The sequence below is a fragment of the Aquimarina algiphila genome, assembly GCF_007489275.1.
GTDB lineage: Bacteria > Bacteroidota > Bacteroidia > Flavobacteriales > Flavobacteriaceae > Aquimarina > Aquimarina algiphila.
Window position 1 is genome coordinate 21,583 of the sequence record NZ_VLNR01000061.1, and the last position, 19,942, is coordinate 41,524.

Genomic DNA, 19,942 nt, shown 5'->3' on the forward strand with positions numbered 1-19,942 from the left:
ACCCTATAAAAAAGTAGGGTATTAATAAAATTTGGACTAAAAACTAACTTTACCCCCCTGTTTTTTTATGTTTATAAAAAAGAAAGCTAAATTTGTCAACTATATAGAGTTCAATTTATAAAGTGTTAATTATGAGTAAAGCTAAATTAGAATATATCTGGCTAGATGGTTACAAGCCAACTGCTAATCTAAGAAGTAAAACAAAAGTTGAAGAAGATTTTAGCGGTAAGCTTGAAGATTGCCCTATGTGGTCTTTTGATGGTAGTTCTACAAAACAAGCAGAAGGTGGTTCTTCTGATTGCTTGTTAAAACCTGTAGCTATCTACCCTGACCCTTCAAGAAACAATGGTTACTTAGTAATGACTGAAGTGTTAAATGCAGATGGAACACCTCACGAATCTAATGCAAGAGCTACAATCGATGATGATGATAATGATTTTTGGTTTGGTTTTGAGCAAGAGTACTTTATCATGGATTCTGCTACACAATTACCTCTAGGATTCCCTGTAGGTGGTTACCCTGGACCTCAAGGTATGTATTACTGTTCTGTTGGTGGAAAAAACACTCACGGAAGAGATTTTGTTGAAGAACATGCTGATCTATGTATAGCTGCTGGTCTTAATTTTGAAGGAATCAATCAGGAAGTTGCAAGTGGACAATGGGAGTTTCAATTGTTTGCTAAAGGAGCGAAAAAAGCAGGAGATGAAATATGGATTGCAAGATATTTATTAGATCGTCTTACTGAGCAATACGGATACTATATTGAATACCATCCAAAACCAATTAAAGGGGACTGGAACGGTTCTGGTATGCACGCTAACTTCTCTAACGAAGTATTAAGAACATGTGGTTCTAAAGAAGTATACGAAACTATTTGTGAAGCATTTAGACCTGTTACCAAAGAACATATTGCTGTTTATGGTGAGTTTAATGACCAAAGATTAACAGGAGATCACGAAACACAATCTATCCATGAATTCTCTTTCGGAGTATCGGATAGAGGAGCTTCGATAAGAATTCCTATTATTACTGTAGAAAACGGATGGAAAGGTTGGTTAGAAGATCGTCGTCCTGCTTCTAATGGTGATCCTTATAAAATTGCTGCAAGAATTGTAAAGACTGTAAAAACAGCAGACGTTACCGCTATGCTAGCTTAATAATGTATTATAGTAACTAACATTATGTTGGTTAAACGCTAAAAACACCTCTGAAATTCTTTCAGAGGTGTTTTTTTATACTATCTATAAAACAAAGGACAAGCCACTTTTTCTACTTCATAAATACCAAAGCAATAAAAATACAATATGCTACAAAAATTAGAAATCCCTTTGGACGACCCAGGATCATTTTTTTAGGAATAAAAGCTAAGGGAAGTAAAATTATAGCAAATCCAAGCATCCAGTATATATTTACACTCATCAGAGTCTCATCTTTTACTGCTATGGGTTGAATCAAAGAAGTAATACCAAGCACTGAAGCGATATTAAAAATATTAGAACCTATAAGATTTCCTAACGAAATTGCCTTTTCTTGCTTTAATGCTGCGATAACAGACGCTGCCAATTCTGGAACACTTGTTCCTACAGCAATAAGTGTAACCGCAATCACACCTTCACTAATTTCCATTTTTAAAGCGATGGCTTCAGCTCCGTTAACCAGTAGTTCAGAGCCAAAATACAAAGCACCAGCTCCAATAAGTAGCCAAATTACAATTTTAAAATTAGACGTTTTTTGAAGAGCATCATCTACCTCTTCTACCATCGTATCAGAAAATTTTCGAGCCCTTCTAATCAATACAAAAAGATAAACAAACAAGGATAACAATAATCCTAAACCTTCTAACTGTGTTATTACACCATCATTATCCAGTAAAACATAAAGAGCTAAGGACAACAATACCATTACTGGCCAATTAAATTTATAAAAATCCTTATCAATTGCCAAAGGGCCAATGATTGCCGTAATACCTAATACCAAACCAATATTGGCGATATTAGACCCAATAACATTACCTAAGGATATGTCTGAAAGCCCATCCATTGCTGCCTGAACACTTACAAGCAATTCTGGAGCAGATGTAGCAAAAGAAACTACAGTCAATCCAATAACCATACGAGACAACTTAAGCCTAAAAGACAATGCTACCGAAGATCTAACTAAAAACTCTCCTCCCACTACCAGAAGCACAAGTCCTATAATAACATACAGTACACTAACAAACATAAATTCTAAATTTGTTTGCGAATATAAAATAAGTATCTCGTAGTTTATAGCTCTATAGCTGATTTTTTCTCTCCTAATGAACGATATAAAATATTAAAAACTAGAATTATAGTTAAATAACTATAAAAATAGTTGTAAAACTAGAATTATAGTTTTAGCTTTGATCATTCTTAATAATAGACTCATGGAAAAACTAACAAACAAAGAAGAAGTTGTAATGCAAGCGCTATGGAAATTAAAAAAAGCGTTTGCAAAAGAAGTTCAGGCTGAACTCAATAATACAGTTCACTATAATACAGTTTCTACTATTATAAGAAATCTTGAAGATAAAGGATATATAGCACATCAAGCTTTTGGAAAAACACATCAATATTACCCTATTATTACCAAAGAAGATTATCGAAGTGCATTCATCAGTAAGGCCATGAAACAATATTTTAATAATTCTTACAAAAACATGGTTTCCTTTTTTGCTAAGGAAGAAAAAATTACCGCCGAGGAATTAAGAGAGATTTTAAAAGTAATAGAAAAAAAAGAGTAAACCATGGAAACATTTTTAATCTATATATTTAAATCAAGTGTATTGCTTTCTATATTCTATTGGGTATACTATCTACTATTAAGAAAAGATACATTTTTTACCATAAACCGCCACTTTTTACTATTAGGAGTTTTTATTTCAATACTTCTACCTTTTGTTGAGTTTACTACGATCAAATTTATAGAAGCTCCTCTTTTTTATGCTACAGGAACAGACTCCTCTGCACCATCATCTGAGGTACGTAAAAGTACAAATTGGTGGATGATTGGCTGTATGATCTATAGTATTGGAGTCCTTATCCTGTTCATTCGTTTTGGCTTTCAATTACTTTCTTTAAAAAGGCTAGTAGCCCATAATCAGGTTATAAAAAATGAAGAGTTTCATTATGTAGAGGTCGCAGAAGAGATTGCACCATTTTCTTTTTTTAATCTTATTGTATATAACCCTGCGCTTCATTCTTCTAAAGAATTAGACATGATTCTTAAGCATGAAAAAGTGCATGTAAAACAATATCATACTATAGATGTCCTGATCATAAACCTTATCATCATTTTTCAATGGATTAATCCTTTTGTCTGGTTATACAAAAAAAGTCTGGAACAAAACCTTGAATTCATTGCAGATCGCGAAGCAATCAATCAATTATCTTCTAAAAGAGAATATCAATTAACGTTGGTTAGAGTATCATCAAACAACTACTCTGCCATCACAAATAATTTTTATCAATCATTAATCAAAAAGCGAATAGTTATGTTAAACAAGCAAACATCCCAAAGCAAGAAATTATGGAAAATCACCATCATTCTTCCTTTACTAAGTCTATTTTTATGGAGTTTTAATACTACCGAAATTATCAAAATTAAATCTGGCAAACAATCCAGAAATGGAATATCAAAAGATATTATCTCCCCAAATGCAGGTAAAAAAACGATACAATTTATAATCGATAAAAACTCTACTAAAGAAGATCTTAATAAGGTTAAAAAAATACTAAAGAACGATTATGACGTAGAAGTTAAGTTTTCTAGTATTGAGCGCAATAACAAAGATGAGATTATTAATATAAAGATAGATGTTGCATCCAAAAAAAGTACCGGAAATTATGCACTAAAAAATGATGAACCCATCCATCCTATTATAATTTCATACAATAGTAAAACAGGTAGCATTAGTATTGGCGGAGGATCATCTGCTGGAAATTCTGAATATGTATGGGTAAATAGTAATGGTAAACCCAAAGGCAGTAATCAAATTATCCAAATTCATTCTGATGAAGATGATGGACACTTTGAAATGCATACAGATGACAAAAGAACCTTTGCTTATATCACCGGGAATTCTAAAAAAGATCCTTTATTTATAATTGATGATAAAGAATCAACTAAAGAAAAGATGGAAAAAATAGATTCTGATCATATAGAAACTATTAATGTACTTAAAGGAAAAGCTGCAGAAAAAAAATATGGAAGCAAAGGTAAAAACGGAGTTGTAGAAATTATTACCAAAAAGAAATAATCAAGTCCAAATATAAATCTAAAAAAACTCACTTGAAGAAAGTGAGTTTTTTGTATTTTAGAACTATGCAAAAACAATTCTTTTCTGTTATCGCAAAAATAAACAAGGTACTACTTCCTAGTTTTACAAAGAAAAGGTTAGATCTTAGCAAAGCTTCCAAACTTCAATTACTGCTATTTGGTTGGCGACTATATGTAACCAAAAGAGCATTGTAATATCTTTTATTTTCCCAACAAGAAAAATTTTGCAACACTCCTATAAATATTTCGTAATTAAAGATGAAATAATATCTGTTCAATAACATAACAAAAAAATATTTAGTATGAAAAAATGGATCATTTTAGGAATGGGCATACTAGGTACGCTTTCCTTAACAGCTTTTACAACATCCATAAATCAGCACACCAAACTATATAAGACACAGTCTGATGAAATAACTGCAATTATCAATAAAGATACTTCAGAGCAAGAATTAGAAGACCTAAAAACATTCTTTTCAGAAAATGGTATAGAACTTATTATAAAAGAAATACAATTTAATGATCAAAATGAAATTACAAGTCTAAGCCTGATCTTAAAAAAAGGGAACTCAAAAAGCCAATACTCCTCCTCTTCAAACGAGCCTATTTCAAAAATAGAATTAGGGTATAAAGATGATAGTTTATTTATTACAAATTCAGGGATGTTTGATATTGCTGCATGGAGAAATCAATCTGGATTTAGTCAGTCTCATATGGATATGGATAGCATCATGAAGAAACATAATTTTGCCTTTGATTTTAATTTTGACGAAGAAAATGATTCTTTATTTTTTAATGGCAGTTTTGATATACAGAAACTGAAAGATCAAATTATGCAATCTTTTAGTTTTGAAGAAGGTGAAGACGGAAGTTTTATTTTTAATGGACAACAATTGCATCCATTCCAAAACAAAAATACTCAGAAATTTAGTTTTGTTGACAACCCTGATATTGAAAAACTTATCATAATCGATGGAAAAGAATCTGATTTTGATACATTAGATCATCTTGCAAAATCAGACCAACTATCAGAAGTAGATTTTCTTAAATCACAAACCGCAATCAGCATCTACGGTGACAAAGCAAAGGACGGCGCAATTATCGCAATAACAAAAAAGTAAATTACTTTTATGCCGAATTTTATAAAAGCCTTCTGTAAAATGAAGGCTTTTTTATGCTCAATAGGTTAAAAGAGAAGAAATTGGTACATTAAGTTTGTCCTTCCCGTTAAGGAAATCCAATTTCATTATGAAATTACATTGCACTACTACTCCACCTAACTCTACAACCAAATCACACACTGCCTTGGCAGTACCTCCAGTTGCCAGAACATCATCATGAATCAATACATGTTCTCCTGGTTGTATAGCATCGATATGAATTTCAAGGGTGTCTTCTCCATATTCGAGGCTATAATTTTTGGATTTTACCTTATAAGGAAGTTTTCCCTTTTTGCGAACTGGGACAAACCCCGCTCCTAAACGTTCAGCAATCATACCTCCAATAATAAATCCTCTCGATTCAACCCCTATTACTTTATCGATGTTAACGCCTTTAGGACTTAACGCCGCTAATTGATCTGCACAACTCACCAAAGCGTTATGATTCGCTAGTAAAGGAGTAATATCTTTAAATATAATTCCGGGGTTCGGAAAATCAGGAATATCTCTAATAAAATCATCTATCTTCATTGGTCGAAAATAATGAAAATAAAAAAAAGAGCAAATAAAAGAAACAAAAGCTAATCATAGGACTATGAATACGTATAGCTTATCTATTTAACATCAAGGCACTTAAATTCCATCTTCATATATATCATTTATCTCATCATATCTAGTTGGTTTTTTTAGTTTCTAAAAAGTCCATATAAATGTTGCCAACTATATAAAAAACATTTATATTTGCACCCGCAAAACGGCCTCGTAGCATAACTGAATAGTGCACTTGATTACGGCTCAAGAGGTTGCAGGTTTGAATCCTGCCGAGGTCACTACAGCGGACAAACTAGCTAAAGCTAAGTTTTGTCCGCTTTTGTTTTTTGTATAATTCATTGATAAAGAACTTAATAATGCCATTACTGGGTTTATTTCTAAAGTTTGAACTTTGTCTTTTTCCTTACTATATAGAATCCCGTTAGGGAATAGCATTTTTTGTAGTCTTTGTTTTTCATTATAGCTACTTAACTTCCACAATTTGTTAAGGTTAGAAAATAATTTCATACAAATATCAATGTAAAAATCAAGGTTTGAACTTTTTAAACTGTTTGTTTTTATTTCTTCTTCTATTTGTTCTTTTTCTACATTTAATTTCTTTGTGAACTTCTGGTATAAATGAGTGTCTATTTCTCCAAATACGTAACGTTCTTCTATCTTCTCTATCTTTTCTAACAATCCCTTTAAATTATGTTTTAAAGCTGCTGTATCATCTTTTTTAGACTTAAAATAATATTGAAATGTAAATTGTAATTGTTTTTTTAATGGTGCTATCATTTTTTTGTCAATCTCGAAATGACTTAATATTTTTTCAAACTGTTCATGTAGCAGTTTTGTGTTTTTAGTACAAGAACAACCTATTGTCTTGCATTTATAATAATGAATCCCTTTTTTCTTAACTAGAAAACCTGTTAATGGGCTTTTGCATGATGTACATTTTGCAAATCCCTTTAACGGTAAGTTTTCATTTTCTGGATTATGTCTATAATTTTGATGGTTTTTAGATTGTATTCCATTTACTTTTAAAAAAATATTTTTTGATATTATAGGGTCGTGATTTCCTTGCACTACTTTACCCTGTAATAAACCATGTGAAATTAAACCGCAGTAAATAGGGTTTCTAAATATTTCAGTTAGTCGTTGCCTATATATTTTTAAACCTTGCATTTCCAAGCGCTCTACAATATCGGCATTAGGGATATTCTCTTGCGCTTTCCACATAAATGCTTTGCGAATGAATTTAGCATCTTCATTTGGCACGATAATAGGGATATTCTGTTCATTACGAGTGTTTTTATATCCTAATGGGGCAACACCCATATAATAACCATCTAACAAACGTTTTCGCATACCCTGTACGGTCTTTTGCCTTCTTATATCGTTATCATATCTACCATAGAGTAATTGAAAACTTTGCATAAAATAACCTGTAGGTGTATTTGGGTCAATATCTTGCGTTGCCGACAATACATTTACCCCCTTTACTTTTAATAAATCAATTGTATTTATCGCATTTCCACCTGTGCGAGAATATCTCTCGAAGCTATATACAATGATATGACCTATCTTTTTTTGTCTAACCCACTTTAGCATTGCTTTATAATGCTTCCTTTCGTCAGTTTTTGCGCTTTCATTTGTCCCTCCAAAGTAGTGTAAAACATCTAACCCTTTTCTTAATGCAAATTGGGTGCAAATTTCCTTTTGAGTTTCAAGGCTAGTATTGTCTTTTTGTTTTATATCAGAAACCCTTGTGTAGATTACGGCTTTGTTATTACTTATAATCTGTTGCTTATTCTTCTTTGCGAAGTCTTGGAATTGTTCTAATGTACTCATTCTTGCTTACTATTTTATGTGCCATTAATGATAGGTCTTTCAAAATGATAATCATTTCCTTTGCCTGTTCATCGGACAAATCACTAAGCCCATCAAATCCCTTTAATTCTTCAATGGTAAGTACTCTTATTTCTTCTTTATTGTCCTTTGATACTTTCATTAATAACAGTTTACTTTTATTCGTTTTCCTATTACGAATATATACCCCTTGTGGGCTGTTATTAAGTGTGTTGAAAATATTGTCTTGGAAATATTTTTTTAGTCTTTTCCAAGACAAAAAAGATACTTTTTGAATGTCTATAAAATATACTTTTCTTCTTTTTAAATACATAATTTTATATATCAAGACAATATTTTCACTTGTATAATGATATAAAATTTATTATTTAGAGTATATAGAAATTCAAAAAATAATTTTTCAGTCTAAGACTAAAAGCCATAATCTTAAAATAGTATCAGATAACAAAATTTTAGCTAAAAAATTAATAGAAACCTAAACAATCGCTTATATGTTCGATTTCAATATTTGTGATATTATTTTCTTCTAAGATTTTTTTTATTCTCGGTGTAATTGTTAATGCTGTCGTCCCTTCTGGAAAAAATATATCTGAACCGTCCCATGTTTCAGGGTCAAATTTAACTCCCTTAAAAGAGTAGTCGTCGTTATCCTCTTTTTTTTCTGGCTTCATATATTTTCCAGATTTACCAATTACCTGTAAGCCATGATATTTTTCTTTTACTCCTTTTATGTCTACTGGATAAGTTTTAAAACCTATTACCTCATTTTCTATTAGTAGGTTAAGTAATTTATCAGATATTACTTTATTCATTCCATCGTTAAAAGCTAATAAATCATAGGTGCGTTTACCCATATCTTTTTTGGTTTTAACTACGTCATTTGCATAATTGACTATACCAGAACTTACGATAAACGAATCATCCTTAAAAGTTGTATCTAAAACTATTGCAGATCGACTTTGCGCCACATTTAATCGATAAAAATCTAGTTTTTCGTTGTACTGTATTTTATTATAATCCTCCATATTTTTTAGTAATTTCAACACCTTTTTTCATTACTTGCTCTCTGGTCGCGTTAGCTCCTTCATTGGCTATGTATTGCCGCCATTCCTTGTTTATTGCACTTGATGCAGATCTATGTGCAGATTTACCCCACCATGTTAGGTGTTCTGCATGGTCAATATTAATATTTTTGCTTTGAAAAAAACCTCTAAATTCTTTAGGGTAAATATGGTGCGCATCTTTTCCAATTCCTAATTTTCCAGTTAATACTTTTAGATTATGTCTATAGTTTGATTTTGTAAATGCTTTAAAAGCCATTTGACCTACCTTTCTTCCTCCTCCTGTACCAATAAAGTCTAATAGAGGGTTTACTCCATCTAAAACTTTTGGGAATACGGATAACTGCGGTCTATTAAATAAATAATCTTTAACGTTCGCTACATTAACATCATCATAACTATTTACACTATCATAAAATTCTCCATAAGCATCTGCAACCTCTTGAGAAACTCCAATGTTAACTGTTATCGTTCCATCTTCCATTTCTTGAGTCATAGATGTCAATGCTGCAAATAATTTAGCAATATCAAAATCTGAATCGCTAACCTCTATTGTCTTATTTACACCATCATCAACTTCTACAGTCTCATTTGTTCCGATTTTCTTAAAAATAGTTTCTGGTGCCATTCCTGTAGGATCGGAATACATCATTGGATTATTCTTTACAAAGACGTAAGGCGAGTCCTCTGGAAAAGAATTTGCCAATGGGTCAGGCTGAAACCATCGGCTCATTATAGAAGGTTCTGCACCTGCTTCTGTAAACTTGACTGTTTCAACAACAAAACTTATAATAGTATTGTTTTTGACATTTAACATGATTGAGCCAATGCGTACAATGCTATCATTATCAAAATCTTCAATAAACTCTCCATCTGATAATGTTCCTATTTGTGGATTATAATTGTAATCTTCAAAAGGATTTTGTGAATAGGTAATACCACACCATAGCAATAAAAATAAAAGCCCTAATTTTTTCATATTAATTTGATTTGTTTCGGTTAGTGATTTCTTTGTTGATATACTTTTCTCGTTCAGCATTTAAAGAACTTAGCCACTTTAAATACATTTCTTCGGGCATTCTGCGATACCCTGCATGATGGATAACTGCATATTCATGTTGCATTGCTAAAAAAGTTTCTTTGTATTCTTCTTTTTCTCGGATTTTAGCAGAAAATTCGCCCCCTTCCTTTTCTATTTTTTGTTCAAGTATTTTTTTTATAGTTTCTGCTCTTAATATCCGTCCATTGATATAATGCGGATATACTCGTAATGCAATTTCGCAAGCTAACATTGGAAATGCTCCATCATTAGCAGGGAACGCCTTATTATATCCTTCTGCCAGATCAATAATACACATGGCAATACTTTGTTTGTCGTTAAGAGCTTCCATATATATTTTATTGGCGACGGCATCTAAATGAACATAGCCAGATGCCATAAGCCATGCATCATTTGGAAACTGACCGCTTGTAAGTTCAGTATTATACCAACCATCCTTATGGTTTTGACTTTTGATATATACATGATTAGGTGCTAGGGCTAAATGCGCTTCTGTTCCTATTTCTTGCGCTAATATTTTGTACAAGTATGGTAATGAATGGCAATTGCCTTTTCTGGTTTGTAGTAGTTTTGAGACGAACATATTTTCCCAATTCTTATGACCCCAAATATCCTCAAAATCATAAGTAAAAGGAATGTGTTTATATTCTCCTGTAGCATTAAAATATGGTATGGTATCTTTCATAACAGAGAATAAAACAGCCTGTTTTTTTACTTCAAGACTATCACGCTCTTTGTATAGTAATGATCTATTTTTATAAATAGCTTGTGTAAATTTTTTAAGACGCTCTATTTCATCATTGAATGCCAGAGTATCAAGAGTGCCATGTAAATAGGCATTCTCAACAATCATTACTGCCTTTTTAAAACTAATTTTGGTAGAATCTTGTAGCATTTCTGTAAGTGAAGTTAATGCTCCTAAATACAGTGTTTCCCTATCTTGCGCTGTAGAAGTAATACAGATCAATAGAAATACAATTAAAGTCTTTTTCATAATTTACTAATTGGTTTTGTTAGTTTATTGAGTTGCTTTTTCATTTCTTTTTGTTCTTGGTTATTTCTTTGCTGTTGCATATTTCTTAACCATTCTTGATACATTTCATCAGGCATTTTTTTATACCCCAAAGCATCTATAGCTTTATATTGCTTTACCATTGTACGGTATAATTCTAATGCTTCTGGATGGTTTGGTAGTTTTTGCCTTGCGTTTTCTTTGTTGATGCCTAATTGCTCAAAAACATGTTGTACCATTTCAGTATAATAGTTTGACTTATTAAGAAGTGCTGTTATACTGGTAGGGTGTAATTGTAAAGCTTTTTGTGTTACTTCCTCTGTAAATTTATCACTACCAAACTTTTTTTCATACCCCATTACTAAGTCGGTATACATGTGCGCCAATAGTTCTCGTTTAGATAAAGGATGCATATACAGTTTGTTTTGTATAGCCTCTGCCTTTATATACCCATTTTGTAAGATAAGCGCGTTTGTTGTTAGAATATGACTTGTAAGTTCTACATTGTGCCATTTCATTCCGTTATCGTCAGGAAACTTTATGTACGTATGGTTTGGCGATCTGGATAGATGCGCAACAGCTTCAATTTCCTCTACTAACATCAAATATAGTAAGGGTAAAGAATGACATTGTCCTGTACTAGATTCTAAAAGTTTAGTAACAAACATTTTAGACCAATCTTTTTTACCGTATATATCCTGAAAATCATATTTCAAAGGAAGATGCTTTAATCCGTTTTTTGTTCTTAAAGTGTCGGAAAAAAATTGAAATAAAATGAGGTTTTTGGCAACGTTGCTTTTAGGATTATAACCAAACTCTTGCATTTTTTGTTTGATAAAATTTCCCGTTTCTTGAATCACTTTTTCAAATTCTCCGTAATCCCTTTCTTGTTCGTAAAACGCATTTTCTACCGTGAAAACTGCTTCCCTTACTGAAAAAGGTTTGTTTTCCATTTCTTCCAGCCTTTTAAAGGCTTTACGATAATTACTCGCACCTTTTTCATTATGGTATGAAGGAAGACTATAAGGAGTTGAAAAATGGCTTACAGCTTCATTAAGTAATCCTTGTACACGCTTTCTATATTCAGCTTCTTGCTTTTGTCTCATTTCAACCTCTGCCATAATAGCTTTATTGCGCTGTTGTTGAGACATGCCATACATAGGATTTGGACGAGAATTACTCATAATGTTTTGTGAACCATATTGCTGAAAGGTACTTGCCTGTGGAGTTTTGGGCATTATATTTGGCAATCCTACTTGTGCAACCATAGATTGCATGGCTCCAAATATTAGGAGAAATATTAATTTATTCAAGTTGGTCGGTTTCATAAAATTAGCATACAAACTTAACGTTATAAACTGTACTTTTCAAAGATGACAGGGGGGTGTTTTTCCCTTATTTTTAAACTTTTCGATAAGATGAAATGAATCATAGATTAGTAACACAAAATCATTAATATTTCATCTTTTTGACAGATATGTTTTACACTCTATTTTCCTTGATAAGAGTGTTTATTTTTCTTGTTTCTAGCTTTTTAGTGTAAAATCCAAATTGACAACCTACTATTGTTTTATATCTATAGCTTCGTATTTTATCATCATATACAATGGGAGCATTTAGCATCTTCATAATGTTTATGATGCGGTGCAATTGGGTTCTGGAAATTCTAAGTCTTGAAGCTAATTCTAATGGTGTTCCTGTAGCTTCTAGTCTAATTAACTGATCTACTCGCTCTATACGTTCAAGTTGTTTAATAACATTATACATATTACAATTGATTTATAATTAGTTGCCTATAGCCATAAGTAGGTGTTCTTAGTTCAATGGAAGGGGTAGGACAAGGAGGAACTCACGAATCAAAAAAAAATTTTTGGTATCAGCATTTTTTTAAGCTTATCTAGGTAATATTTGATTTTTGTTTCAATCTGTAGCATGACATTTGCTTTTGGTTTTAAGTCGTAATTGTTAAGCTGTACTGCTTCTTTTGGGGATAATTGATATATGAGTTTTTTGCCTATTTTCATTGTCCGCTCTCCTGGAGTATTCATGTCTACAAATTCATCAATCATTTTTTCAATAACCCTTTTTTGCTTCTTACTCATTTTTTGATATCGTGGGTTTTGCTCTAGTAGCATTAGGATTAATAAAACTCTATTTTTAATTCTTATCTGAATCAACATATCGCTTGTTGTCATGGTACAGCATATATATTCTGGTATACATTATTATTTCATGGGGTTTATCATTAAATAAGCGACACATAAATTCCCCATAATCAATATTTAACATTTTCAATACTCCATAAAGAAAATCTGGTGGTAATTCATCTAATCTGTCTGGCATCATAGGATATTCACTATTCTTTTTAAAAAGGAACGAGAGTAGTTATAAAGTAATGGGACTACTTATAAACTCAACTTAACTTGTAGTACTTCACTACTCCCGTTATCCTTCCACACTATTAAAACAACAATGTTGACACGTTAGTTCGGGGTAATTGTGTTATTAGATTATTTAGATGTAATGGTTTACCTTCTGAAAGTTCCTTTAAAGGCAAGCTAGAGTTCTTAATCGTCCTTGCCACTTCTTCTACTGTACTTCCATTTAGATAGGCTTCTTTAATCCAGTTGCGAAGTATAAGAGTATACCCTCTGTTTGATGCAACGGATACATCAAAAACATTAGAATCGATAAATAGATTTTCTAATACTTTTTGCTCAAAAACCTCTGATTTGGTTTTCTTTTCTACGGATTTAATAATAGATTCCATCATGTTTATTTTTTATATAGGTCTATAATTAATTCTATTTGTTCTTGTGCCTGCGGTGACTTTTGTATTTCTCTAGCAACTTCATATGGTGTTTGACCATTTTTAAAAGCATCAAAAATCCAATTTCTTAATAATTGCGCGTAACCACCATATAGGTTTACAAAATCATCAAAGTCTTTATGTTTAACAGGCAAATCATCAAAAACTGTTTTTTCAAATTCTGAATCGTAATCTTTTGACATTGTTTTAACTTCAATAATGGTACTAAACATAATTGCGGTTTTTCAGTTAAACATAAAATTCAATACCTTGATTTTTTTTACTAAAAAGCATTGATTTATGTTAATCTATAACCCTTAAATATTTTTTCAACGCTTTTTAGTGCTGTATTTAGAATTGTTTGCATATTTTTAGACGCACAACAACACTAATGCAAAACAAATATATAACTTATTATTTAATATAATAAACAAATTATCTAAAAATTATGGATTCTGTGCAAGATCAATTACTTGATCGTATTATAACAGCTATTAAGTCTTTAGGGCTCACAGGCTATGAAATAGGAGAAAAAACACCTCTGTCGCAAGTGGGAGTTGACAAGATTTTAAATAGAACATCTAGCAAACCCAGAGAAACTACAGTCAATACTTTAAAAGATTTACTATCTAAGGAATATAAAATATCGAAGTCTTGGTTGGATAATGGAACTGGCGATATGAAGGTTGAAAGGGAGGTAGTAGAAAAAAACTCTTTGGATATTGTTTTTCAAGACATGATAGGCAAGGTAGTTGGCAATAAACTTGATGAAATTATATCATATTTAGAAATTATAATGCGACAAAATAATGAGATCAAAGAGTATATAGATACTCAAAGAGTTAAAGACCTCGTATCTGTTGAGAAAAAACGTGTTATCAAAAAAGAAAAGAAGAAAACAGATTAGCGTTTATAAATTTGCATATTGCTTGATTATGAACTCTACTTGTTGTTCAATTTTTTTAGTCTCTGCAACTATAACTCCGTTTTCAATATCATCTAAAAGTGATAGATATTGATCTCCGTTTAATTTGCCTTCGTCATACCCTTGTTTAGCAGCAATCAAGAGTACCATTGTCTCATTATTACTCATTGCTTTCAAGAATTTTTTTCTTAGCTATTTTAATTTGCCTTTTAATATTATAGACTTGAAGGTACTTTATAACTTGAATAACAAAAGCAACTAACATCGTCATACCAAAAGTATACCAATACAAATAATCATCATCAATTAACTTATAATCTTTAAGTAAAAATAATAGTTGAAGAACATAACAATAAATAGGAACTAAGTACGCGACAGAATACGCACGCAATAGTGCGCCTGAAACTAAAACCAAAGGAGATATTGTTTGGCACATTAGCCAAACAAAAGTCTGAAAATTTACTCCTGCAAGAAGAAATTTTTCAGGTATTACAAATTCATAATTAAATAAAGCCATAATCTTATCGACATAAAGTATCACTCCAGACAAAACTATGGCTATACTACCTAATATTCTAGTTGCTGTAAACTTGGATTCATTTTTTAATATCTTATCCGCCGTTGCGCGTACCCGGTCTTTCAACGGTTGATAAGTCAACGGATTGGGTTTCTCTGGTGCCTGGTCTTTGAACATCGGAAAGGTCAACTTGTAGGACTTCAATATTTTCATCATAGTCTGTTATTTCTTGTTGCTCACAAGAAGCTGAAAATATTAACAAACTCAATACTGTAGATAATAAAACTAACTTTTTCATTATAATTGATTTAAGGATTAATTTTAAAATATATGCTTAATATCCTAAAATAGCAATCATAAATGAAATAATTAGTTACTCTATGGGGTACTCTTTAGTATTTAAAAGTGTTAAAATCTAGGGTTCAACAATTATTTTGCGATAAAGATACATAGCTTGGGAGCTAATCCGAATACGGCAAAACCGTAATTCGATAAAATACACAAGAATAGGTTGAAAATTATCGATAATTTACGGAAAACCATAAAATTTAAGTTGTTGATTTGAATATTGAAACACCATTAATGAATAATGAAATTGAATAGTTATTGGTAAGGTTTTCTTTGATTTTAAGCTAGTTTTATAAATACCCCGTTTCTTTGCCCTGATCTGTATAACTGCGCCAGTTCTGTATGATGTTTCCCAAATCTCATTTGAAAGTGGGGTTTATCGACTAAACCTACCCAATCACCGCCCCATTCAAAACCTAAAGACTTGCCTAATTGTCCTATCTTTTCCCAATTCGGGTTATTCCATATTGCCTTACCGTTTTTAATCTCTACCACATCAAATGCAAGCCCATAGTTATGGTAACTTTCTCCTGCTTTGGCATTGGTTACTCTGTTACCAGAAGCGGATCTCCCTTTGTTGTATAATCGGGTTTGTTCTTCCCATGTTCTAAGGGCAGATGTTACCCGTAATTTGATGCCTAAATCATTTTGGGCGCGGATAATAAATTCTTTGGTTTTTGCTCTAACTAATGGGTGTAGTGTGTCTATTCTTCGGTCTGTTATAATATCCCATGTTTTCTCTTTAAGAAAGTTGATACTACGCATAGCTAATGAGGTTAAGGATTTTCGTTTTTTGTAGGCAATCACAATGATAATGACAAGCATAATTGACAATATGATTTTAGCGGTTCTATTGGGTGTATAGGTAACAGTCATTCTTTTAAAAATTAAAAGGGAGCTAATGCCCCCTTAATCAACAATATTTCGCCAGTTCTGAAATTCTTTTGGACTTAGTTCTTTTCGCAGTCTATCGCTTAATGATTCATCAAACTTTAATCGGTAGGCATCTGCGATAGGCTGTAATTGTCCTTTGGTTTGAAACCCTAATTTTTCGATTTCTTCCTCATCTGTTCCATCAGCATTAATCATCCATGAGATACCCGAAGGGTTTGCAGCAGAGCGATATTGTTGTGCAATCTGGTTAACATCACGCCCCTCATTTTTATTAAACTTTCTTTGTCTATAATTATGAATTAATTGCTTAATTTTTTTTTTAAAGATGAAATACAGCACGATAATAAGTAAGGCGATTTGTACTTTTCGATTAGAGAAAAAAGAGCCTGCGCCTTTTACCGCTTGTGCTATAACTAATGGGTTCATAGTATGTTTTTTTTAGGGTTTATATTTTGTGGCCGTTACTCTACAATTACGCGAAACGTTCAAAGGCTTTTTTAGCAATTTTGATATAATCGGTCATGGTTAGTTCTTCCCCTTCTTCTGGTATCACTTCTTTGATAAAGTCTATAATGTCGGGATGCTCTACAATAATGGTCGTAGATGCAATAAAATCATCATGCTCTAAGTGGTCTTGCAAATCCTGAAAAGCTTGTAGTTTTTCTTGCAATTGTTCTTCGTTTTCTGCTTGTACGGTAAGGGATATATTAAAGTTCTTCATTATCTGTTGTATTTGGTGTTTCTATTATTTCTTGTTCTTCTTTTTCAATTTCTTCGGGTAGTATCTCAATTTCTGGCTGTTGTGGTTCTGGTAGCACCTCGCTTACTTGCTCTGCATCATGTACCTCTATATCAAATAAATCATCATCGCTTATATCGTAGTCAGTAGGCTCTTGTAGTTCTGGTTCTGGTGGTGTATCATTGTCAATAGAAAACTGTACAGGGTTTTGAGGTTTTGGGGTGCGTTTTGGCTTATTTTCCGTAGTTCCTAATCCTGTGGCTTTAGTTCCAAAAGGATTACCCTTTAACCATTCTGTTACCACACCGCCTAATGTCGAGGGAATTAATTTTACATATCCTTTCAGTCCTTCGCCCATTTCTGCTTCTTTTTCTCCCAATATGGCTTCTTTGGTCGCTAAATCCTGTTCGCGTTCTGCTATTCTGGCTTCGCGGTCTGCTAACATCATTTCTTTAAACTTCAAAGTCTGTTCTGCCAGTTTATTATGCAAATCTGCTTGATAGCGTTGCTCTTTTAATTCACTTTCTTTGCGTAACCCTTCCAATTGTATTTCCATTTCCTGACGCATTATATCGTTAGGGGATTCTATGATAGGAGTTTCAGCTTGTGGATTATTTAGATTAATGTTGACGTTACCGTTTTTATCCATTTTATGAGGAATACCATTAATTTTGATGGTTTCATCTTCTTCGGGTTCTACCCATTCGATAGTCTCATTCACACGAATAAAAATAGGTGCGTTTTGTCTTGAAGATTGTTCGTTAGTTCCAAACTTCACCTGTACTTCTGCATCTACGTTATCGGCTATAATGCTATCCAGCACTTCCCCGAAGCTTCGCCCATCGGTTATATCTTCAGAAGAAGTAATACTTATACCGCTTTCGTCTTTGATATTCCAATATTTGTAACGCGCTATTTTCTTTTTGGCGAGGTCTGGTGCTATGTAGTTCTTAACCTTTTTCATATTTAATATTGGATTCTTAGAATTTGTATATAAAAGTCTGGGGGTAATGTACTGGAACTACCTGTAAAAGTGATATTAGACAACGCACGTAAAATCGTATTACTATCTTGATTAAACGTGTTTTTACGATCTAGTGTTATGCTATCTGTTGCGGTTTTAATCTCAATACTAAAATCTGGCACGTTAGAATGAAAAAAGTGTAAATAAACGACTTCGTTCGGTCCGACATTGATCTCTGTTGGTGTCTCAATTCTCTCATCGGTAATTAACTTAGCAAGTTTATGAAAGTACTTTTCATTTCTATTGACCATGTGTGATAATAAGGCATCATTACTTTTCATTTGATTGAATTTTTATAGGTTAATAAATACAGGCTTACGTTTTGTGTTTTAGGTTTGATATTGGTAATACTGCCGATAAGTACGCGACTATTTTTTAGGTCTTGTCGCCATGTTAACACCCGTTTGTTAGGTGCTACGGCATTATCGGTAACTAAAGTTTCAAGGCTGTGGATTTCAAGTTCCTTACCATCCAGAAAACTAACCGTTAGTTGTGTGCCATTAGTGCAAAGTAAGCCCGTTGTATATTGGGTTTCTTTATCCAGTAGATACCTAAAGGTTTTTGTTTTGTTGGGGGCAAGTTCTGCCTTTGCTATGGGTAATAGGTATAGTTTAGGATTCATCGGTAGTATCAGTAAGGAGTAAGTAAATCTTTAATTTATAGGGATAGATTGGTGCTTTTCCGCTATCTATAAAATCGATCTCCATTTTTTTACCATCTGCGATATCATCCACCTTAAAAAAGCGTTCATTAGGAGTAACAGAAGCATTGGACTGTAAAAAATCTACCTCAAAATTTTTGGGGAACAATTCCATATTTGAAATGTTAAAAGATCGAAATACATGCCCCTCTCCAATACTGCTTAACACAGCAACTCCTTTCAGATGTTTATACCCATAATCAAACTCTTGATTGATCTTAACCACTTCGTTTTTTTTTGCTACTTGCTTTTCGAGCAATTGGATTTTTGTTTTCATCATCTTTTATTGCTTTAAATTGAAATTAGGTTCGGTAATGCACCATAATTAAATACGGCATAGGCTTCAATTCCTTTATCGGTAGTTCGTATCAAAGAAGGAAGTAATTGCACTTGATCTTCTGGCAATGATAACACCGCTTTTATAAGTTCTTCTGCGGTTTTGATTTTTGGTTCGCTATCTTGACAAGCTTGTAACTGGTTTTTTAAATCTTCGATACGGTTTTCGTTTTCCTCTTGATTAGGTTGTACAGCAACTTGCCTTTCTTGTAAGCCTGCAATTTCTGAATCGCGCTTATCCAAAAGGTCTACGAGTTCCGTTTTTAATAGGGTGGTGTATGCTTTATTATCTTTCATATGCTAATTTGATTTTAAAAGCTACCGCATTGATTTGGGGGCATCTTTTGCGGTAGCTTTAAGGTTAAGGGGAATTAAAAATTGTATACGCTTATTCCTTCAAGAAATACTTTCAAATATCCCTTCAGCTCACTAGGAACATCAACGTTAAATTCAATGGGCGTTTGAGGTTGCACTACTTTTGGACTATCTACTAAGTACAATCCAAAAGGTTTAGTAGTATTATACCTGGAAATTCTTGCCAAACTGACCCACCTATTCCTATTATATTGACCCAGTAAATCCTATTTAAACTGACCCACCTATTCTTGTTTAAATTGACCCACCCCCAAAAGTGTGTGTATTAAATAACTTGTAT

29 protein-coding genes and 1 tRNA gene are annotated in these 19,942 nt (G+C 32.5%); 7 read left to right on the forward strand and 23 right to left on the reverse strand.

Translation table 11 applies throughout. The features are described 5' to 3' along the window. Positions 1-131: 131 nt before the first annotated feature. Positions 132-1,157 carry a glutamine synthetase beta-grasp domain-containing protein gene (locus FOF46_RS22860; RefSeq protein WP_109439016.1) on the forward strand — a complete coding sequence of 342 codons (1,026 nt, stop codon included), beginning with the start codon at positions 132-134 and terminating at the stop codon, positions 1,155-1,157. Positions 1,158-1,269: 112 nt separating this feature from the next. Here FOF46_RS22860 and FOF46_RS22865 read toward each other — a convergent pair whose 3' ends face one another. Continuing rightward, positions 1,270-2,223: a calcium/sodium antiporter gene (locus tag FOF46_RS22865; RefSeq protein ID WP_143918054.1), complete on the reverse strand. Its 954-nt coding sequence runs from the start codon at positions 2,221-2,223 to the stop codon at positions 1,270-1,272. Positions 2,224-2,407: 184 nt separating this feature from the next. On the opposite strand from FOF46_RS22865, the gene FOF46_RS22870 reads away from it, so the two are divergent. The 4 genes from FOF46_RS22870 to FOF46_RS22885 all read left to right on the forward strand — a co-directional run bounded on the left by FOF46_RS22870 (position 2,408) and on the right by FOF46_RS22885 (position 5,420). Beyond that, on the forward strand, positions 2,408-2,764 hold the full coding sequence (locus FOF46_RS22870; RefSeq protein WP_143918055.1) for a BlaI/MecI/CopY family transcriptional regulator: 357 nt from the start codon (positions 2,408-2,410) through the stop codon (positions 2,762-2,764). 3 nt (positions 2,765-2,767) lie between these two features. After that, positions 2,768-4,279 (forward strand): M56 family metallopeptidase, encoded by a 1,512-nt coding sequence (locus tag FOF46_RS22875; protein ID WP_143918056.1) that lies wholly within the window; start codon positions 2,768-2,770, stop codon positions 4,277-4,279. Between the two features lie 65 nt (positions 4,280-4,344). Continuing rightward, positions 4,345-4,494: an SsrA-binding protein gene (locus FOF46_RS33115; RefSeq protein WP_109439020.1), complete on the forward strand. Its 150-nt coding sequence runs from the start codon at positions 4,345-4,347 to the stop codon at positions 4,492-4,494. A gap of 107 nt (positions 4,495-4,601) precedes the next feature. Then, the gene (locus FOF46_RS22885; RefSeq protein WP_143918057.1) at positions 4,602-5,420 is read left to right on the forward strand and encodes a hypothetical protein; all 819 of its coding nucleotides are present in this window, start codon (positions 4,602-4,604) and stop codon (positions 5,418-5,420) included. Between the two features lie 57 nt (positions 5,421-5,477). Here FOF46_RS22885 and FOF46_RS22890 read toward each other — a convergent pair whose 3' ends face one another. Continuing rightward, positions 5,478-5,990 carry an adenine phosphoribosyltransferase gene (locus tag FOF46_RS22890; protein WP_143918058.1) on the reverse strand — a complete coding sequence of 171 codons (513 nt, stop codon included), beginning with the start codon at positions 5,988-5,990 and terminating at the stop codon, positions 5,478-5,480. Positions 5,991-6,215: 225 nt separating this feature from the next. Between FOF46_RS22890 and FOF46_RS22895 the strand changes: the two genes are divergently transcribed. Next, a tRNA-Arg gene (locus tag FOF46_RS22895) sits at positions 6,216-6,289 on the forward strand. Here the strand turns inward: FOF46_RS22895 and FOF46_RS22900 are convergent. From FOF46_RS22900 to FOF46_RS22945, 10 genes are all read right to left on the reverse strand, one after another. Further along, complete coding sequence (locus tag FOF46_RS22900; RefSeq protein WP_143918059.1) at positions 6,255-7,844, reverse strand: recombinase family protein; 1,590 nt, start codon at positions 7,842-7,844, stop codon at positions 6,255-6,257. The two genes, FOF46_RS22895 and FOF46_RS22900, sit on opposite strands and share 35 nt — an antisense overlap. Next, positions 7,801-8,004, reverse strand: coding sequence for a hypothetical protein (locus FOF46_RS22905; protein WP_143918060.1), 204 nt, complete (start codon positions 8,002-8,004; stop codon positions 7,801-7,803). The genes FOF46_RS22900 and FOF46_RS22905 overlap by 44 nt, the downstream gene beginning before the upstream one ends. A 322-nt stretch (positions 8,005-8,326) precedes the next feature. Continuing rightward, positions 8,327-8,887: a hypothetical protein gene (locus FOF46_RS22910; RefSeq protein WP_143918061.1), complete on the reverse strand. Its 561-nt coding sequence runs from the start codon at positions 8,885-8,887 to the stop codon at positions 8,327-8,329. Beyond that, the gene (locus FOF46_RS22915; protein WP_143918062.1) at positions 8,874-9,902 is read right to left on the reverse strand and encodes a DUF2380 domain-containing protein; all 1,029 of its coding nucleotides are present in this window, start codon (positions 9,900-9,902) and stop codon (positions 8,874-8,876) included. Before FOF46_RS22915 ends, FOF46_RS22910 begins: the two co-directional genes overlap by 14 nt. Before the next feature lies 1 nt (position 9,903). Beyond that, on the reverse strand, positions 9,904-10,977 hold the full coding sequence (locus tag FOF46_RS22920; protein ID WP_143918063.1) for a hypothetical protein: 1,074 nt from the start codon (positions 10,975-10,977) through the stop codon (positions 9,904-9,906). Continuing rightward, positions 10,974-12,308 (reverse strand): hypothetical protein, encoded by a 1,335-nt coding sequence (locus FOF46_RS22925; protein WP_143918064.1) that lies wholly within the window; start codon positions 12,306-12,308, stop codon positions 10,974-10,976. Before FOF46_RS22925 ends, FOF46_RS22920 begins: the two co-directional genes overlap by 4 nt. 169 nt (positions 12,309-12,477) lie before the next feature. Beyond that, positions 12,478-12,762, reverse strand: coding sequence for a DNA-binding protein (locus FOF46_RS22930; protein WP_143918065.1), 285 nt, complete (start codon positions 12,760-12,762; stop codon positions 12,478-12,480). Between the two features lie 89 nt (positions 12,763-12,851). Continuing rightward, complete coding sequence (locus FOF46_RS22935) at positions 12,852-13,190, reverse strand: hypothetical protein (protein WP_143918066.1); 339 nt, start codon at positions 13,188-13,190, stop codon at positions 12,852-12,854. 266 nt (positions 13,191-13,456) lie between these two features. Further along, complete coding sequence (locus FOF46_RS22940) at positions 13,457-13,765, reverse strand: hypothetical protein (RefSeq protein WP_143918067.1); 309 nt, start codon at positions 13,763-13,765, stop codon at positions 13,457-13,459. A gap of 5 nt (positions 13,766-13,770) precedes the next feature. Beyond that, the gene (locus FOF46_RS22945; protein ID WP_143918068.1) at positions 13,771-14,037 is read right to left on the reverse strand and encodes a hypothetical protein; all 267 of its coding nucleotides are present in this window, start codon (positions 14,035-14,037) and stop codon (positions 13,771-13,773) included. Positions 14,038-14,252: 215 nt separating this feature from the next. Between FOF46_RS22945 and FOF46_RS22950 the strand changes: the two genes are divergently transcribed. Continuing rightward, a complete protein-coding gene (locus FOF46_RS22950; RefSeq protein WP_143918069.1) occupies positions 14,253-14,711 on the forward strand; it encodes a hypothetical protein in 459 nt (152 codons plus the stop codon). A 3-nt stretch (positions 14,712-14,714) separates the two neighbouring features. Here FOF46_RS22950 and FOF46_RS22955 read toward each other — a convergent pair whose 3' ends face one another. From FOF46_RS22955 to FOF46_RS23000, 11 genes are all read right to left on the reverse strand, one after another. Further along, positions 14,715-14,897: a hypothetical protein gene (locus FOF46_RS22955; protein WP_143918070.1), complete on the reverse strand. Its 183-nt coding sequence runs from the start codon at positions 14,895-14,897 to the stop codon at positions 14,715-14,717. After that, complete coding sequence (locus FOF46_RS22960) at positions 14,890-15,372, reverse strand: hypothetical protein (RefSeq protein ID WP_167571917.1); 483 nt, start codon at positions 15,370-15,372, stop codon at positions 14,890-14,892. Before FOF46_RS22960 ends, FOF46_RS22955 begins: the two co-directional genes overlap by 8 nt. Beyond that, positions 15,341-15,544, reverse strand: coding sequence for a hypothetical protein (locus tag FOF46_RS31720; RefSeq protein ID WP_167571918.1), 204 nt, complete (start codon positions 15,542-15,544; stop codon positions 15,341-15,343). Before FOF46_RS31720 ends, FOF46_RS22960 begins: the two co-directional genes overlap by 32 nt. A gap of 329 nt (positions 15,545-15,873) precedes the next feature. After that, positions 15,874-16,470, reverse strand: a complete 597-nt coding sequence (locus FOF46_RS22965; protein ID WP_143918072.1) for a M15 family metallopeptidase — start codon at positions 16,468-16,470, stop codon at positions 15,874-15,876. Between the two features lie 33 nt (positions 16,471-16,503). After that, positions 16,504-16,914: a hypothetical protein gene (locus tag FOF46_RS22970; RefSeq protein ID WP_143918073.1), complete on the reverse strand. Its 411-nt coding sequence runs from the start codon at positions 16,912-16,914 to the stop codon at positions 16,504-16,506. Between the two features lie 46 nt (positions 16,915-16,960). Next, positions 16,961-17,209 carry a hypothetical protein gene (locus tag FOF46_RS22975; protein ID WP_143918074.1) on the reverse strand — a complete coding sequence of 83 codons (249 nt, stop codon included), beginning with the start codon at positions 17,207-17,209 and terminating at the stop codon, positions 16,961-16,963. After that, on the reverse strand, positions 17,196-18,191 hold the full coding sequence (locus tag FOF46_RS22980) for a hypothetical protein (RefSeq protein ID WP_143918075.1): 996 nt from the start codon (positions 18,189-18,191) through the stop codon (positions 17,196-17,198). Before FOF46_RS22980 ends, FOF46_RS22975 begins: the two co-directional genes overlap by 14 nt. A gap of 2 nt (positions 18,192-18,193) precedes the next feature. After that, the gene (locus FOF46_RS22985) at positions 18,194-18,532 is read right to left on the reverse strand and encodes a hypothetical protein (protein WP_143918076.1); all 339 of its coding nucleotides are present in this window, start codon (positions 18,530-18,532) and stop codon (positions 18,194-18,196) included. After that, entirely contained in the window at positions 18,529-18,873 is a 345-nt protein-coding gene (locus tag FOF46_RS22990; RefSeq protein ID WP_143918077.1) for a hypothetical protein, read from the reverse strand. The genes FOF46_RS22985 and FOF46_RS22990 overlap by 4 nt, the downstream gene beginning before the upstream one ends. Continuing rightward, positions 18,863-19,231, reverse strand: a complete 369-nt coding sequence (locus FOF46_RS22995; RefSeq protein ID WP_143918078.1) for a hypothetical protein — start codon at positions 19,229-19,231, stop codon at positions 18,863-18,865. The genes FOF46_RS22990 and FOF46_RS22995 overlap by 11 nt, the downstream gene beginning before the upstream one ends. 11 nt (positions 19,232-19,242) lie before the next feature. After that, positions 19,243-19,584, reverse strand: a complete 342-nt coding sequence (locus FOF46_RS23000; protein ID WP_143918079.1) for a hypothetical protein — start codon at positions 19,582-19,584, stop codon at positions 19,243-19,245. Positions 19,585-19,942: the final 358 nt, after the last annotated feature.